Genomic DNA, 15072 nt, shown 5'->3' on the forward strand with positions numbered 1-15072 from the left:
GCCGGGCCGGCTCAGCAGGGGTGGGGTCTGGAGCAGGGGGGCGCGGCCGGGGTGGCCGGTCGTCGGGGAACCATCCCGGCAAGGCGGTGGGCCACCGTCTGCAAGGCGCGGCGGACAGCCAGCGCGTGCAGCTTGCGGCCGCGCCGGATGAGGTGGGCGCGGGTGGCGGAATCGAGGCTGGTGAAGTCGGGCAGGTTGTCGGGAGACATCGGGTGCTCTCCTTTCCGGGAGGATGGCGCAACCTTAACTCCCGCCACCGGGATTGATAATCATCACCGCATGCGTATAATATTTGCGCGAAATGCATAGATGGAGCCCGCGCCATGGACCTGCTCGCCGCCATGCGGCTGTTCACCACGGCGGTCGATGCCGGCAGTTTTTCCGAGGCCGGGCGACGTCTGGGGCTGACCCCGTCCTCGGTCTCGCGGCAGATCGGGGGGCTGGAAAGCCACCTGTCGGCCCGCCTGCTCCATCGCACCACCCGGCGTCTGGCGCTGACCGAGGCCGGGCGGCTGTTCGACCGCCGGGCCCGCCACATCCTGGCCGAGGCGGCCGACGCCACCCGCGCCGTGGCCGAACTGGACGCCACCCCGCGGGGCACCCTCAAGGTCAACCTGCCGGTCGCCTTTGGCACCCTGCAAATCGCCCCGCTGCTGCCCCGCTTCCTGGCCGAGACCCCGGGGGTGGACCTGGACCTGACCTTTTCCGACGAGTTCGTCGATGTCATCGACGGCGGCTATGACGTGGTGCTGCGTATCGGGGCGCTCAAGGATTCCTCGCTGATCGCCCGCAAGCTGGCCGACAACCGGCGCATCATCTACGGCGCCCCGGCCTATCTGGCCCGCCACGGGGCGCCGGAGCGGCCGGAGGATCTGGCCGATCACCAGTGCCTGCTGTTCAAGTACCAGCCCGGCGAGGCCCAGGTGTGGCGCCTGAGCCGCCCCGAGGGCATGGTCGAGGTGGCGGTCAGCGGGCCGATCCGGGCCAACAACTCCACCACCTTGACCGAGGCGGCGGTGCAGGGGGCGGGGCTGGCCATGCTCTCCACCTGGCTGGTTGGCAGCCATGTGCGGGAGGGGCGGCTGGTCCCCCTGTTCACCGAGTACCAGACCACCCCGACCGGGGCCCAGTCGGGCATATTCGCCGTCTACCCGCCGACCCGTCAGGCGGCGCCCAAGGTGCGCGCCTTCATCGACTTCCTGGGCCGTCACATCCCCAATCCGCCGCCCTGGGAGGCCGACGCCCTGCCCGGCTGAGACCCCGTCGGCGTCAGCAGCCTTGCTGGTCCAGGTCGGCCGGCGGCGGGGGCAGCGGCCTGGGGGGCGGGGTGACGGGGATGTGCTCGCGGTCCAGGCCGAAGGCCTGGCAGACTCCATCGAGCAGCGGCGGCAACTCATCGACCGCCGGCGGGATGCCCCTGGCGTGGGCGAAGGTCAGCCGTTCCGCCTCGTCGAGCACGGCGCGGCAGATGACCACGGCTTCGGCATGGCGGCTGTCGGGGTGCCGGCGGTCCAGGGTTTCGCGGCAGGCCAGGGCGAGCCGCTCCAGCGAGGCGGTGGCATGGTCCACATCGACCTCGTTCTGCTCGTAGAGCCATTGCAGGCTGGCCAGCAGGCGGGCGATGAGGCCGGCCAGGGCGACGATGCGCCGGTCGTTGAGCTGGCGCTGGGCCTGCTCGGTTTCCGCCGCGATGTCCTCGCGCTTGCGCCGGTCGAGGGTTTTCATGTTCAGCGGATTGGGCACCGGGAAGGCGATGCTCTGGGCGCCGCGCCGGGCGTGCTGGCGGCGCTCCGGGCCGACGTAGTCCGAGGTGACGACGAACGGCCGGCGCTCGCGCACCAGCAGGTCGAGCCGGCGGTCGAAGTAGTCGCTGGGCCAGGGGATCGACACCACGTCGTCGGCCCCGGCGTTGATCATCGCCTTCACCTGCGTCTCGCTGGCCGTCTGGGCGATGACGATGATCGGCACGAACGGGCTGGCGGTCCGCCGCTGCAGGCGGACATCGCGGATCAGGCGCGCCACTTCCGCCTCGCCACACCCCAGGTCGACCACCAGCAGGTCCGGATCGAGACTGTCCAGGGTCGCGTCGAGGGCTTCCAGGCTGTCGACCCGGATGGTGTCGCGAAAGCCCAGGTAGTAGAGGTTGCTGCGCACCGTCTGCATGCGTTGCGGGTCGCACAGGCCGACCAGGGCGCGGGCGTTGGCGAACGAGTAGCTCAGGGCCATGGGCGAAACGGCGGTGTGGGCGGGGGGCGGTGAGGCTTGTTCAGCAAGGACCCACCCTATCACGAAAGGCCGGGGGGCGGCAGCCGTCGCAGAAGGGCGGTGAAGTCGGCCACCCCCAGGGTTTCGGCGCGGGCCGTGGGATCGAGCCCGGCGGCCCGGCACAGAGCCTCGCCGTCGCCCCCCGGGGCGAGGCTCTTGAGGCTGGATTTCAGCATCTTGCGGCGCTGCCCGAAAGCCGCCTGGGTGAGCCGCGCCATGGCCGCGATGTCCTCGGCCGGCGGCAGCTCGGGGCGCGGGGTCAGGCGGACCACCCGCGACCACACCTTGGGCGGCGGGGTGAAGGCGCGGGGGTTGACGTCGAACAGCGCCTCGGCGTGGCACAGCCAGTGGGTCAGCACCGACAGCCGGCCGTAGGTCTTGCCGCCCGGCTCGGCGGTCAGACGCTCGGCCACCTCGCGCTGGAACATCAGGACCATGGTGGCGAGCTGGCTGGCCTGACTCAGCCAGCCGACCAGCAGCGGCGTGCCCACGTTGTAGGGCAGGTTGGCGACCACCCGGCGCGGCGGCGGGCCCAGCTCGGCCAGTGACACGGTCAGGGCGTCGGCCTCGATCAGGCGCACCTCGGCCCGCCCGGCGTAGGCGGCGGCCAACTCCTCGACCACCGGCCGGCAGCGCGGGTCGCGCTCCACGGCGACCAGACGGCGCGCCCCGGCGGCGAGCAGGGAGCGGGTCAGCCCCCCCGGCCCGGGGCCGATCTCGATCACCGTGCCCTGGCCCAGGTCGCCGGCGGCGCGGGCGATGCGGTCGGTCAGGTTGGCGTCGAGCAGGAAGTGCTGGCCCAGGGCCTTGCGGGCGTCCAGGCCGTGGCGGGCGATGACCTCGCGCAAGGGGGGCAGCGGCGGGGCCGGGATCGGGGCGGGATTCGCGGTGTCGTTCACGATGTCGTTCACGGTGTCGTTCACGGCGTGGGCCGGCTGGGGGGCCGCTGGGCGGCCAGATCGGCGGCCAGTCGCAGCGCCGCGCGCAGGCTGCGCGGATCGGCCCGGCCGCTGCCGGCCAGCCCGAAGGCGGTGCCGTGGTCCGGCGAGCAGCGGATGAAGGGGAGCCCCAGGGTGACGTTGACGCCGCCGAAGAAATCAAGTGTTTTCAAGGGGATCAAGGCCTGGTCGTGGTACATGCACAGGACCGCGTCGGCCTCCGCCCGGGCCGGCTCATGGAACAGGGTGTCGGCCGGCAGGGGGCCGTGCACGGTGATCCCCTCGGCCTTCAGGTCGGCCACCGCCGGGGCGATCAGGGCCCGTTCCTCGTTGCCCAGCCGGCCCTGCTCGCCGGCGTGCGGGTTGAGCGCGGCGACCGCCAGCCGGGGCCGGGCGATGCCGAACCGCTGCTTGAGGGCGCGCGCGGTGACGCGCCCGGTGGCGACGATGCGTTCGCGGCTCAGGGCGCCGGCCACCCGGGCCAGTGGCAGATGGATGGTCACCGGCACGACGCGCAGCGGCGGGTCGAGGTTGGGGGCGACCAGCATCATCACCGGATCGACCGGATCGGCCCCGGCGCCGTCGGCCAGATGGCCCAGAAACTCGGTGTGCCCGGGGTGGGCGAAACCGTCGTCCTGCAGGACGGCCTTGCTGATCGGATTGGTGACCATCGCCGACACCGCGCCGCCCAGGGCCATCTCCGCCGCCTGACGGATGGCGGCGATGATGGCCGGGGCGTTGGCCGGGTCGGGATGGCCGGGGCGCGGCGGCACGGCCAGCGGGGTGGCCAGGGGCAGCACCGGCAACGCCTGATCGAACACCTCGGCCGCCTGGGCCGCCGTGCCCAGGCGGGCCACCGGGACCTCAAGGCCCAGGTGCCGGGCCAGGGCTTCCAGGCGTCCGGCGTCGTCGATCATCAGGAAGGGCGGGGTGTCGGCATGGCGGGCCGCCCACAGGGCGAGGATCAACTCGCCGCCCACGCCGGCCGGATCGCCCATGGTCACAGCCAACATGCGGGACCTCCCTTGTCCGCCGGCGGCAACGCCGGGGGGGTTACAGGCGGATGTCGATCATCGCCGCCCGCCGCAGTTCACGCAGGCGCCGCCGCGACAGGGCGTTCAGCTTCTCGGCGTGCAGGCGTTCCTCGATCTCGGCCCGCGAGGGCAGGCCGCCGACCGTCTCCCTGTCGCAGACCATGAGGATCAGTCGGGCATCGTTGACGGCGACGGGGGGCGTCGTCTGGCCGGGTTCCAGGCCACTCACCGCCTGGGCGACGGTGTCCGGCAGGTCACCGCTTTTGAGGCGCCCCAGCGGCCCCGAGCCGGGGGTGGCGACTTCCTCGGCCAGGGCCTGGAAGGCCTGGCAGTCGGCGGCCGCCCGGGCCTGTTCGACGATCTCGGCGGCGCGCGCCTCGGAGACGGCGTGGGCCCCGCTGTAGGGCAGGTGGATCTGGCTCAGGTTGAAGACGCTTTCCTCGGGCCGCCCACCGGCGTCGCGTCGCTCGATCAGCTTGAGGATGTGATAGGCGGTCTCGGTGCGCACCGGCGCGGAGACCTCGCCCGGGCCCAGGTCCTGGATGGCACGCTCCAGGGCCGGGTCGAGGCGCCCCTGCGGCACCCAGCCCAGATCCCCCCCGACCGCCGCCGTGGCGGTCTGCGAGAAACGGTTGGCCAGTGCCGCGAAATCGGCCCCCTGGCGGATCTGGCTGACCAACTGGCGGGCGGTCTCGGCCAGTTCGGCGCTTTCCCGGGGATCATCGAGGGTCAGCACGATCTCGGCCAGATGGCGCTGTGGCCGCCCCTCGGCCGCCTTCAACTGATTGAGCTCGGCCTCGATCTCCTCGTCGGAGACGCTGAGGTCGCGCCGTCCCTCGGCCTGGATGTACTTGCGCCAGGCGATGCGGGCCCGGAACTGGGCCCGGGCATTTTCACGATCCAGGCCGTTGGCCGCCAGCATGCGCTCGAAGCTGCCCGGCGGCAGGTTGTTGCTGGCCTCGATGCTGGCAACCATCCGGTCGACCTCGGCCTCGCTGGCCTCGATGCCGGCGCCTTCGGCGGCTTTCAGGCGCAGCCTTTCGTCGATCAGGGTGCGCAGGATCTGGCCGAACAGGCGCTGGCGGACCTCCTCGGTGTTGGCCAGATTGGAGGTCGAGATGACGAAGCTGGTGCGCGCCTGGACGTCGTAGAGCGACACCAGGTCGTCGTTGACCACCGCGGCGATGCGCTGCATCTGCTGGGCCCACGCCGCCCGCGGCGGGGCGTCCAGCCCGACCAGCAGCGCGAAAACAGCGACCAGAGCCGGCGCAAGACGGCGCGCCCGGGAAACATCAGCCATTGGTGTTGACCTCGCCGAGGGTCTTCAGGATCAGTTGCAGGGAGAACGACAGGCCGTCCTCGTAGTCGCGGTCGCTGGTGTAGCTTTGGCGCACCGTGCCGCGCATGGTGAAGCACTCGTCCTCGTAGGTCAGGGCGCCGCCCACCGAAACCCAGCCCTTGTGATTGTCGCGCAGGTCGTAGGTGGCGTCCACCTTGCCCTCCCAGTACTGACCGAAGCGCGAGTTCAGCGAGCCGGACATCTGGTGCTTCTCGTCGATCGTGGTGTCGTCGATCCGGGTCTCGGTCAGATAGATGTGGCTCAAGCCCAGCGACAGGGGGTCCGGTCCGATGTTCAGGTCCAGGTTGCTGAACTGCGGGGCGAAGTTCTCGCGGTCGAGGCGGAAGCGGTAGTTCAGGTTCAGGTTGTCGCTGGGCCGCACCGCCAGCCGGCCGACCACGTCGGACAGCTTGCCGGACAACCCACTGTCGGTGCCGAACATGGCCGATTCGTGGAAGCGGTACGACTGGCCGATGAGCATCGAGAAATCGCCGCCGCCGCGACCGATGGCACTGTAGCGCAGGCCGTAGTTCAGGCGCGACCCGTCCTCGACCCGGTCCCAGCCGGTGAAGCGGTTGTCGCTGAACAGGTTGGTGTCGTCGAACACGAAGTCGCGGCTGTCGTCGTTGGGAATGCCCGAGGGATTGCCGCCGACCGGGGCGACGATACCCTGGATGATCGGTTCGATGATCTCGGTGTGGGTTTCCCGGGCGGCGGCCAGGGGCAGGCTCCAGCGCAGCGACATGCTGGGGATGACCCGGCCGGTGACGCCGTCGAAGCTGCCGTCGGCCGGGGTGCCGTCGGCCACCTGGGCGACATGGTAGAGGTCGCCCTTGACGCGGGTGGTCAGCTCGTAGCGCTCGCCCAGCGGGCTGATGTAGGGCAGGGTCCAGCCCAGGTCGCCGGACAGCCGGCGGCTGTCGCTGCCCTCGCCCCGGTTGATCGCCACCGCGCCGCCCTTGAACCAGGTGTATCCGCCGGCCCGGCCGGGGTCGCCGACCAGATGGTATTGCAGGCGCGGCAGGACCAGGGGGGTCAGGCCGGGGTCGTCGTCGGCCCGCTGGCCCTGGAAGTAGAAGCCGTCCAGGCTGGCGTAGTCGTTGTTGTCGAACCCTTCCACATAGGCCCGGTTGGTCAGCCAGGCATCAGCCCCGAAGCCGTAGCGGCGCATGTAGGTGTCGTCCGGCGCCAGGGCCACTTCCCAGCCGGCGCGGAAGGTTTCGTCGATGTGGAACTCGCCCTCGCCGTCGATGTGGCCCACCGTGCTGTCGCCGTCGTAGGTCAGGCTGGCGGTATGGTCGACTTCGCCGGTGCGGAAGCGGTTGCGGTGTTCGGCGATCAGGCTGCCGCCCTTTTCCGTCGTGGCGAGCGCGGTCAGGGTCAGGTCCTCGTGGTCGGAGAGGACGAAGAAATAGGGCACCTTGACGTTGAAGCCGAGGCTGGACGAGTTGCCGATGGTCGGCGGCAACAGGCCGCTCTGGCGGCGCACCGTGGGGTCGGCGTGTTGCAGGTAGGGGGTGTAGGCGACCGGCACGCCGAACATCTCCAGCGTCGCGTCGCGGTAATAGATTTCCCGCGCCGCCTGATCGTGCACCACCTCGCGGGCCTTGACCTGCCACAGCGGCGCCCGATCCGGATTGTCGCGGCAGGTGTCGCAGGGTGTGTAGCGGGCCCGGGTCAGGGTCGAGCGGTTGCCGGCCTGACGGGTCAGGCTTTCGGCGAACAGCCGCGAGCGGTCGGCCAGCATCAGGCGGATTTCCCGGGCCACGCCCTCGGCCAGATCGCCCTTGAGTTCCACGTAGTCGGCGAACAGCACGTTGCCGTCCGGCTCGACCAGACTGACGTTGCCCGAGGCGGTGACCAGATCGTGCCCGATGTCGTAGTTGATGGTGTCGGCCACCACCATGCGCTGGCCGTGCAGGACTTCCACGTCGCCCCGGCCGGTGACCACCTCAAGGTCGCGGTCGTAGGTCATCTGGCTGGCGGTGACCACCGTTTCCCGGGGGCCGTGCACGGGGTCGCCGCCCTCGGCGGCGCCGCCCCAGATGGTTTGCGCGCTGGCTGGTCCACCGGCGGCCAGCCAGACGGCGGGTATCAGCACGAGCGCCATCAGCATGGTGCCGGCCTGGATCGCCAGAGCCGAGGGCGACAAATCCGGTGCCACGACGTGGCGCCGGGTCATCGTCCCCGGCTGCACGGCGTGCTGCGTGATGTGTGGCTCACGCGGCACGCTGTGGGCTCTTGACAGTGCTGCAAACCGTCGTCGCGATCCGGTCCGGATCGCTGGGGATTTGCTGTGGGCTCCTGGTGCGGGGCATGGGCGGTCTCGGGTCTCGTTCCTGGCGGGGCGGTCAGGCGGCGACGGGGGCTTTCAGGCGCGGCGGGCGGGCCAGTACGTAAAAGCCGACCAATACCGGCAGAACGGTGCTCAGGTAAAGCAGCGGCAGCAGGTCGAGGCGGTTGGCGGCCACGTTGGCGGCCCCCAACTGGGCCCCTTGCAGGCCGACCATCAGGGTGATGGCGCCGAGCACCCGGGGCGTGGTGCCGTGGCGGCTGAACTGGCCGTTGAGCAGCATGGTCAGGGCGATCAGGGCAAAGCCCAGGGTCAGCAGGGGGGCGGTCAGGCGCTTGTGGCCCTCGACCCGGAACCGGCGGATGTCGGTTTCGCTCAGGAAGCCGCCGGCCTCGGTGGCCAGCAACTCCTTCATCGAGCGTTCGCGGGCGTCGCGGAAGCGTTCCTCGTCATGCGGGCCGGCCAGCCCGAAATCAAGGGTGTAACTGTCGAAGTAGAGCAGGCTCAGGCGTTGCCCGCCGGCCGACAGTTCCTGGCTGTTGCCGTTGATCATCAGCACCCGGGGGCCGTTGTCGGTGTGGATCAGGGCGCCGCGCTCGGCCATCCAGGTGACCTCCTTCTCCGGCGAGCGGCTGTCGTGGACCAGGATGCCGAGCAACTCGTCGCGGCTGGTCCGCTGGCGCACGTAGACGGTCAGGCCCCGGGCGACCTGCGAGAAGGCGCCCTCCTTCAGCATCACCTTGGACAGGTCGTTCTCCACCTCCCACTGCAATTCCCGGAAGTCGCGCACCGACTGGGGGATGAAGTGCAGGGTGACGGCATAATTGGCCAGGGTGACCAGAAGGGCCAGGATCAGTGCCGGCCGGGCCAGTCCCAGCGGCGACAGCCCGGCCGCCCGCAGCACCACCAGCTCGCGGTCGCTGGTCAGCCGGGCGTAGACGAACAGGATCACCGCGAACAGCGCGATGGGCAGCACGATGGCCAGGAAACTGGGCAGCAGCAGCACGGTCAGCTTGAGGAATCCGGCCACCGACAGACCCTGGTTGATGATCAGGTCGACGAAGCGCAGCGACTGGGTCAGCCACACCAGAAGGCACAGCACGATGGTCACCAGAACCGTGCCGACGGTCAGGTGGCGCAGCAGATAGCGGGTGATCAGTCCGGTGCTCCGTGCCATGGGAGCGGAGTATAAGGCCGGGGCGGGGCGCAAGGACAGGGCCGATTTGCCGCCCTTTCGCCTGCCGCCTTGACCGGCGCGACTCCACTCCCGATCATGGCCCATGATGACATCGATCATGGCGGCGGGAGGAGGGGCGGATGACCGGTTGGCGCGGGCGGGGCGGTGGCGCCTCGATCTGGGCGGGGCTGGTGGTGCTGGTGTTGCTGGCCGGTTGTTCGCCCATCTCCACCGCCAGCACCCTGGGCGGCGCGGTGCTGGAAGACCGCAGCGGCGGCGATCAGGTCGAGGACCTGCGCATCCGGGTGGCCCTCAACAAGGCCCTGCTGGATGACAGCGCCAGACTGTTCCGGGCCGTCTCGACCAAGGTCTGGGAGGGCCGGGTGATGCTGACCGGCGCCGTCGCCGAGGCGGCCCAGATGGACCGCGCGGTGGCCGCCGCCTGGGGCATCGACGGGGTCGATGAGGTGATCAACGAGCTTCAGGTGGCCGAGGCCGGCAGCCTGGGCGATTTCGTCGATGACGGCCTGATCACCCAGAAGCTGGAAGCCCGCCTGCTGGCCGATGGCGAGGTGCGCTCGGTGAACTACCGGATGAGCGCCGTCAAGGGCACCGTCTACCTGCTCGGCGTGGCCCGCGGCCAAGGTGAACTCGACCGGGTGATGGCCCACGCCCGCGACATCGACGGGGTGCGCCGGGTGGTGCCCCACGTGCGCCTGCTGAACGCCGACGCCTGAGCGAAGCCGACCGGCGATGAGCGAGGCCCATCGCCGGTGGGGAGAGGCCCCGATTGTGCCTCAGGTGGTGGCCAGGGCCTCTTCGGGAAGCGCCAGCAGGCAGCTCTGGTCGGCCGTCACCTGGGTCGCGAAGGCGTCGGCCAGGGGCAGCACCTGATCCAGGTAGAAGCGCGCCGTGGCCCGCTTGGCGGCGGCGAAGTTGGGATCGTCGGTGATCCCGGGCTGGGCGTTGCCTTCCACCGCGGCCAGGGCGCGGGCCATCATCCAGCCGCCGGCGACGGTGCCGAACTGGTTGAGGAAGGGGGTGGCGGCGCCCATCGCCTGACCCATGTCGCCCACCTTCATCAGATGGTCGGCGCTGGCCTTGAGGCCGAGCAGGGCCTCGGCGACCGGCCTCGCGGCATCGCCCAGGGTGGCCAGATCGGCCTCCATGGCGCCGACCACGCGGGCGAAGCCGGCCCCCTGGTCGCGCAGCAGCTTGCGGCCCACCAGATCGGCCGCCTGGACGCCGTTGGTCCCTTCGTAGATCGGGCAGATGCGGGCGTCGCGCAGGTGCTGGGCGGCGCCGGTCTCCTCCACGTAGCCCATGCCGCCGTGGATCTGCACCCCGAGGTCGGCCGCCGAGACGCCGATCTCCGAGGCCCACGCCTTGACCACCGGGGTCAGCACCTGGACCGTGGCCTCGGCCCGGGCCCGCACCTCGGGGTCGGGGTGGTGGTCGGCCAGATCGATGTTGGCGTGGGCGTAATAGCCCAGGGCGCGCGCCGCCTCGACGCGGGAACGCATGGACAGCAACATGCGCCGCACGTCCGGGTGATGGACGATGGTTCCCGGGCCGGCCTCGCGCGGGGCGGTGACCGACTTGGACTGGATGCGCTCGCGGGCATAGGCCAGGGCCTGCTGGTAGGCCCGCTCGCCGATCGCCACGCCCTGCATGCCGACCGACAGGCGGGCGTTGTTCATCATCGTGAACATGTATTCCAGGCCGCGGTTCTCCTCGCCGACCAGATAGCCCACGGCGCCCTCTTCCTCGCCGAAGGCCATGGTGCAGGTGGCGCTGCCGTGGATGCCCAGCTTGTGCTCCAGGCCGGCACAGTGGACGTCGTTGCGCGGCCCCGGGGTGCCGTCCGGGTTGAGCAGGAACTTGGGCACCAGGAACAGGCTGATCCCCTTCACCCCGGCCGGCGCGTCGGGCAGTCGGCCGAGCACCAGATGGATGATGTTCTCGGCCATCGCGTGGTCGCCCCAGGTGATGAAGATCTTCTGCCCGGAGAGGCGGTAGGTCTCCTCGCCGGCGCGCACCGCCTTCAGGCGCACCTGGGCCAGATCGGTGCCGGCCTGGGGCTCGGTCAGGTTCATGGTGCCGGCCCAGGTGCCGGCGATCATGTTGGGCAGATAGGTCGCCTTCAGGTGCTCGCTGCCGTGGGCGGTGAGGGCCTCGATGGCGCCCTGGGTGAGCAGCGGGGCCAGCCCGAACGACAGGTTGGCGGCCTGCCAGATCTCGCCCACCGCGCCCTGCAACAGCCACGGCATGCCCTGGCCGCCGTGCTCGGGGTCGAAGACCAGCGACTGCCAGCCGGCCTCGACGAACTGGGCGTAGGCCTCGGCGAAGCCCGGGGGGGCGATCACCGTGTCGTCTTCCAGGCGGCAGCCTTCCAGGTCGCCGGTCCGGTTGAGGGGGGCCAGCGCCTCGGCCCCGAAGCGTCCGGCCTCGTCGAGGATGGCGTCGATCAGGTCGGGGGTGGCTTCCTCGAAGCCGGGCAGGGCGCGCACCTCGTCCAGGCCGGCGAGGGCGAGGGCGAAGCGCATCTCCTTGATCGGGGCGGCATAGTCGGTCATCAGGGCCTCCAGAGGGGCGCGGGGCGAAAACAGCGCGGGGCGAAAACAGAACGTGTCGAGCAAAAACTGCCCGACCGGACGGGGCGTCGGCAAGATCGAATCTGCCGGGGGCGTGCTCGCCGCACAGGCTTGTGCCCCGTCCCGGGGGTGCTACCATGCCGCCATGCCTCCCCGCCTTGCGCCAATCCGCCCGAGAGCCGCCATGCCGCCCCTGTCCCGCCTCTGTGCCTGCTTGTCCCTGTCCGCCGTGGTGGCGGTCGGTTCGGCGCGGGCAGCGGAGCCGCCGGCTGATCCACCGCCCGACCCCCGGGGGGTGGTGACGCTTCAGTTCGACAACGACCTGTTCTCCGGCACCGACCGCCACTACACCAACGGCGTGCGGGCCTCTTACCTGTCGCCGGAGCACCAGTTCCCGGAGCCTCTGGCCGAGGTGATCGAGCACATCCCGGTGATCCCCGATGGCGCCCTGGCGCGCTGGGAGGTGGCCATCGGGCAGAGCATGTTCACCCCGGAAAACACCGCCACCACCCGGCTGGTGACCGACGACCGGCCCTACGCCGGCTGGCTCTACCTGAGCCTGGGCGCCATCGCCGACAGCGGCGACGAACTGGACATGATCGCCCTCGACCTGGGGGTGGTCGGCCCGGCGGCACTGGCCGGCGAGACCCAGAACTGGGTCCACGGCTGGCGCGGCATCGCCAAGGCGCAGGGTTGGGACAACCAGTTGCACAACGAACCCGGCATCAACCTGCGCTGGGAGCACCAGTGGCGCCATCTCGCCCAGTTCTCGCTGGACGACGCGCCGGGCCTGGGGGTCGACATCATCCCCCGGGTCGGCTTGAGCCTGGGCAACGTCTTCACCAACGCCTCGGCCGGGGCCACCGTGCGCTTCGGCGACGACCTGCCGACCGACTACGGGGCGCCGCGCATCCGCCCCAGCCTGCCCGGCTCGGGCTTCTTCCGACCGACCGACGACTTCTCCTGGTACCTCTTCGCCGGGGCCGAGGGGCGCGCCGTGGCCCGCAACATCATGCTCGACGGCAACACCTTCCGCGACAGCCACAGCGTTGATCGCGAGCCCTTCGTGGCCGAGGCCCAGGCCGGTCTGGCCCTGACCATCGGGCGCACCCGGATGACCTACACCTACGTCTGGCGCAGCCGCGAGTTCGACGGCCAGGACCGACCCGACCAGTTCGGCGGGGTCAGCCTGTCGGTGCGGTTTTAGAGCAAATCCCGAGCGATCCGGAACGGATCGTGACGACGATTTGCGGCAAATATCAAGGGGGGGCCGATCCCAGGCGCCGGGCCAGGGCGGGGGCGAAGTGGGCGGTCAGGGCGAACGACTGGCGCGCCGCCTGACACTGGATCGGGTCGGGGCCGTTGTCCGCCAACTCGCCGGTCAGAATCATGCGGGCCGGGCAGCGCCGGCACCAGCGGCGGATGTCGCAGTCGAGGCAGGCGGCGATCCCGGTTTTGACGGGCACCGGCCGGGCCGGCGCCGCCGGCGCCGCGACGGTGCCCAGGCGATAGGGACGCTGGCCGTTCAGCATGTGGCAGGGATAGACCTCGCCCAGCGGGTTGATCGCCAGGGTATCGACCCCGGCCCCGCAGAAGCGCTCCTCGAGCAGGGCCGGGCGGCACAGGATGGCATCCAGGGCATTGAGCAGGCCGCCCTGGCGCGGTTGGCCGCTGGCCAGCGTGCGGTCGATGGCGGCGGCGGTCAGGTTCAGGCCCTCGGCGGCGAAGCGGGCGGCATCCTCGGGCCGGTCCTCCAGGTCCTCGCTGATGATGATGCGTTCGCTGCCCAGGCTCTCCAGCCAGCCGGCGAGGTCGTCCGGGGACCAGCCGGCGGCCCGGTGGGCGGCGGTGTAGGTGGCTTCCAGATGGACCGTCACGCCGGCCGCCCGCAGGGTCTCGATGCCGGCCAGCGCCTGGGCCTGGCTGCCCCGGCCATCGGGATGGCGGCGGTTGGCGTCGTGCAGCGCCGGGGGGCCGTCCAGGCTGACCGTGACGGCGATCCCCTGGGCCGCGGCCAAGGCGGCGAAATCCGCATCGACCAGGGTGCCGTTGGTGACCATGGACAGGCGCGGCGGCGGTTGTCCGTGGGCCCTGGCCAGGGCCTGGGCGGCGGCAATGGCGGCCTCCATGGCCGGCCGGGCGAGCAGTGGCTCGCCGCCGAACAGGAACACCTCGCCGAGGCCATCCAGGCGCTGCCAGGCAACCTGGACGGCCCGCTCGGCGAGGGTTGGCGCCATCAGGCCCTTGCCCAGGCCGAAATCCCCGCCCGCCGCGTAGCAGTAGCGGCAGGCCAGGTTGCAGGCATGGGCCAGGACCAGGGTCAGGCGGCCGGGCACCGGTCAGCAGCAGCCACCGGAAAGCACCCCGCAGCCGCCGTTGTTGTCGCCGATGTTGGCCAGACGGGCGACCTTGTCGATCAGTGCGGCGTCGATGTCCTTCACCTTGACGCTGCGCTCGATCAGGGCGTCGACCAGGGCAATTCGCTCGCGGCCCTGGACCGCGCTCTGTTCGCGGATCAGCGTGGCGAGGTCGGCGGCGCTCAGGTGGCTGATATCCGGGCTTCGGGAGTCGGACATGGCAGGGTTCCCCCCTTCGGTCGTGTGGGTCACCGGGACACCTCCCGGCCCCTGTCACGGTAGGCGGGTTGGAGGGGAAGACAACCTAAAAGATTCTTGACGGAATAAGGCCCTGAAAAGGAGGTGGTCTCCCGTCTATTCCCCCAGCGGATGGCGCGACAGGGGGCGGAACGGGGTGGCCGAGTCGGGTTGCCAGAACAGGCTGAGGGCGTCGAGCCGGGTCGGCTCGGCGCAGGCCGGGGCGGCCAGGGCCTCCAGGTAGGCCTTCACCGTGCGGCGGTCGTCCGCGTCGTTGATCGGCCCGGTCAGGGTCAGGTGGAAGCGGAATTCTTCCATCACATAGGGGTAGCCCCACAGGTCGAGCAGGCGTTCCTGGCGCTCGCTGAGGCCGGCGGCGCGCCGGCGCAGGGTTTCGTCGGGCGGCGGCGGGGCGCGGAAGGCATCGAAGTGGCGCACGCAGGCCTCGGCCAGGGCGTCGAGCCGGGGGCACGGCTGGCTCGGCACCAGGGCCAGGAAGCGGCCCAGCGCGGCCACCTCGAAGGGCGGCAGCTCGAAGCCCCGGGTTTGGGCGGCGAAGCTGTCCAGGGTGTGGGCCAGCTCGGCGCCGCTGCGCCCCCGGGCGAGCCGGAAGGGTGGCTTCAGGGTGCCATGAAAGCCGTAGTGGCGCGGGCTTTCAGTCAACGCCGAAAGCCGCCCGGCGGACAGCCCGGGGAGGGTCGGCGGGGGGTGGGCGTCGGCCCCCGGCCGGCCCAGCCAGCGCCGCCCCAGGTCGGCCAGCCGCGACCCCTCGGCCGGCGCGAAGTAGACGGCGAAGCGGCCGTCCTCGGCCGGGGCGCGGGTGGCGGCGGCGCCCACG

General features: G+C 71.1%; 14 protein-coding genes. 3 read left to right on the forward strand and 11 right to left on the reverse strand.

Annotated features, from left to right (window positions below; genetic code table 11):
- Window positions 1–11 precede the first annotated feature (11 nt).
- Window positions 12–209: a hypothetical protein gene (locus BLR95_RS13350; protein ID WP_092621135.1), complete on the reverse strand. Its 198-nt coding sequence runs from the start codon at window positions 207–209 to the stop codon at window positions 12–14.
- 114 nt (window positions 210–323) lie between these two features.
- On the opposite strand from BLR95_RS13350, the gene BLR95_RS13355 reads away from it, so the two are divergent.
- Entirely contained in the window at window positions 324–1256 is a 933-nt protein-coding gene (locus BLR95_RS13355; RefSeq protein WP_092621138.1) for a LysR family transcriptional regulator, read from the forward strand.
- A 13-nt stretch (window positions 1257–1269) separates the two neighbouring features.
- On the opposite strand, the gene BLR95_RS13360 is transcribed toward BLR95_RS13355, so the two are convergent.
- The 6 genes from BLR95_RS13360 to lptF form a co-directional block, all read right to left on the reverse strand.
- Window positions 1270–2226, reverse strand: a complete 957-nt coding sequence (locus tag BLR95_RS13360; protein WP_092621141.1) for a PleD family two-component system response regulator — start codon at window positions 2224–2226, stop codon at window positions 1270–1272.
- A gap of 59 nt (window positions 2227–2285) precedes the next feature.
- A complete protein-coding gene (rsmA, locus tag BLR95_RS13365; protein ID WP_176787876.1) occupies window positions 2286–3167 on the reverse strand; it encodes a 16S rRNA (adenine(1518)-N(6)/adenine(1519)-N(6))-dimethyltransferase RsmA in 882 nt (293 codons plus the stop codon).
- A gap of 17 nt (window positions 3168–3184) precedes the next feature.
- On the reverse strand, window positions 3185–4216 hold the full coding sequence (gene pdxA / locus BLR95_RS13370) for a 4-hydroxythreonine-4-phosphate dehydrogenase PdxA (RefSeq protein ID WP_092621144.1): 1032 nt from the start codon (window positions 4214–4216) through the stop codon (window positions 3185–3187).
- A gap of 40 nt (window positions 4217–4256) precedes the next feature.
- Window positions 4257–5537: a peptidylprolyl isomerase gene (locus BLR95_RS13375; RefSeq protein ID WP_092621147.1), complete on the reverse strand. Its 1281-nt coding sequence runs from the start codon at window positions 5535–5537 to the stop codon at window positions 4257–4259.
- On the reverse strand, window positions 5530–7806 hold the full coding sequence (locus BLR95_RS13380) for an LPS-assembly protein LptD (RefSeq protein ID WP_143131008.1): 2277 nt from the start codon (window positions 7804–7806) through the stop codon (window positions 5530–5532). Before BLR95_RS13380 ends, BLR95_RS13375 begins: the two co-directional genes overlap by 8 nt.
- A gap of 121 nt (window positions 7807–7927) precedes the next feature.
- Entirely contained in the window at window positions 7928–9046 is a 1119-nt protein-coding gene (gene lptF, locus BLR95_RS13385) for an LPS export ABC transporter permease LptF (RefSeq protein WP_092621153.1), read from the reverse strand.
- 140 nt (window positions 9047–9186) lie between these two features.
- Here lptF and BLR95_RS13390 point away from each other — a divergent pair, with 140 nt between their 5' ends.
- On the forward strand, window positions 9187–9783 hold the full coding sequence (locus BLR95_RS13390; protein WP_092621155.1) for a BON domain-containing protein: 597 nt from the start codon (window positions 9187–9189) through the stop codon (window positions 9781–9783).
- A 60-nt stretch (window positions 9784–9843) separates the two neighbouring features.
- On the opposite strand, the gene BLR95_RS13395 is transcribed toward BLR95_RS13390, so the two are convergent.
- Window positions 9844–11622, reverse strand: coding sequence for an acyl-CoA dehydrogenase (locus BLR95_RS13395; RefSeq protein WP_092621158.1), 1779 nt, complete (start codon window positions 11620–11622; stop codon window positions 9844–9846).
- A gap of 202 nt (window positions 11623–11824) precedes the next feature.
- On the opposite strand from BLR95_RS13395, the gene BLR95_RS13400 reads away from it, so the two are divergent.
- Window positions 11825–12847, forward strand: a complete 1023-nt coding sequence (locus BLR95_RS13400; RefSeq protein WP_176787869.1) for a lipid A deacylase LpxR family protein — start codon at window positions 11825–11827, stop codon at window positions 12845–12847.
- A 52-nt stretch (window positions 12848–12899) separates the two neighbouring features.
- On the opposite strand, the gene BLR95_RS13405 is transcribed toward BLR95_RS13400, so the two are convergent.
- The 3 genes from BLR95_RS13405 to BLR95_RS13415 form a co-directional block, all read right to left on the reverse strand.
- A complete protein-coding gene (locus BLR95_RS13405) occupies window positions 12900–13976 on the reverse strand; it encodes a radical SAM/SPASM domain-containing protein (RefSeq protein ID WP_092621164.1) in 1077 nt (358 codons plus the stop codon).
- A gap of 3 nt (window positions 13977–13979) precedes the next feature.
- The gene (locus BLR95_RS13410) at window positions 13980–14216 is read right to left on the reverse strand and encodes a hypothetical protein (protein WP_092621167.1); all 237 of its coding nucleotides are present in this window, start codon (window positions 14214–14216) and stop codon (window positions 13980–13982) included.
- 135 nt (window positions 14217–14351) lie between these two features.
- Complete coding sequence (locus BLR95_RS13415; protein WP_092621170.1) at window positions 14352–15071, reverse strand: DUF1045 domain-containing protein; 720 nt, start codon at window positions 15069–15071, stop codon at window positions 14352–14354.
- Window position 15072: the final 1 nt, after the last annotated feature.

Origin of the sequence: Roseospirillum parvum, assembly GCF_900100455.1 — a bacterium.
Classification (GTDB): Bacteria; Pseudomonadota; Alphaproteobacteria; order Rhodospirillales; family Rhodospirillaceae; genus Roseospirillum; species Roseospirillum parvum.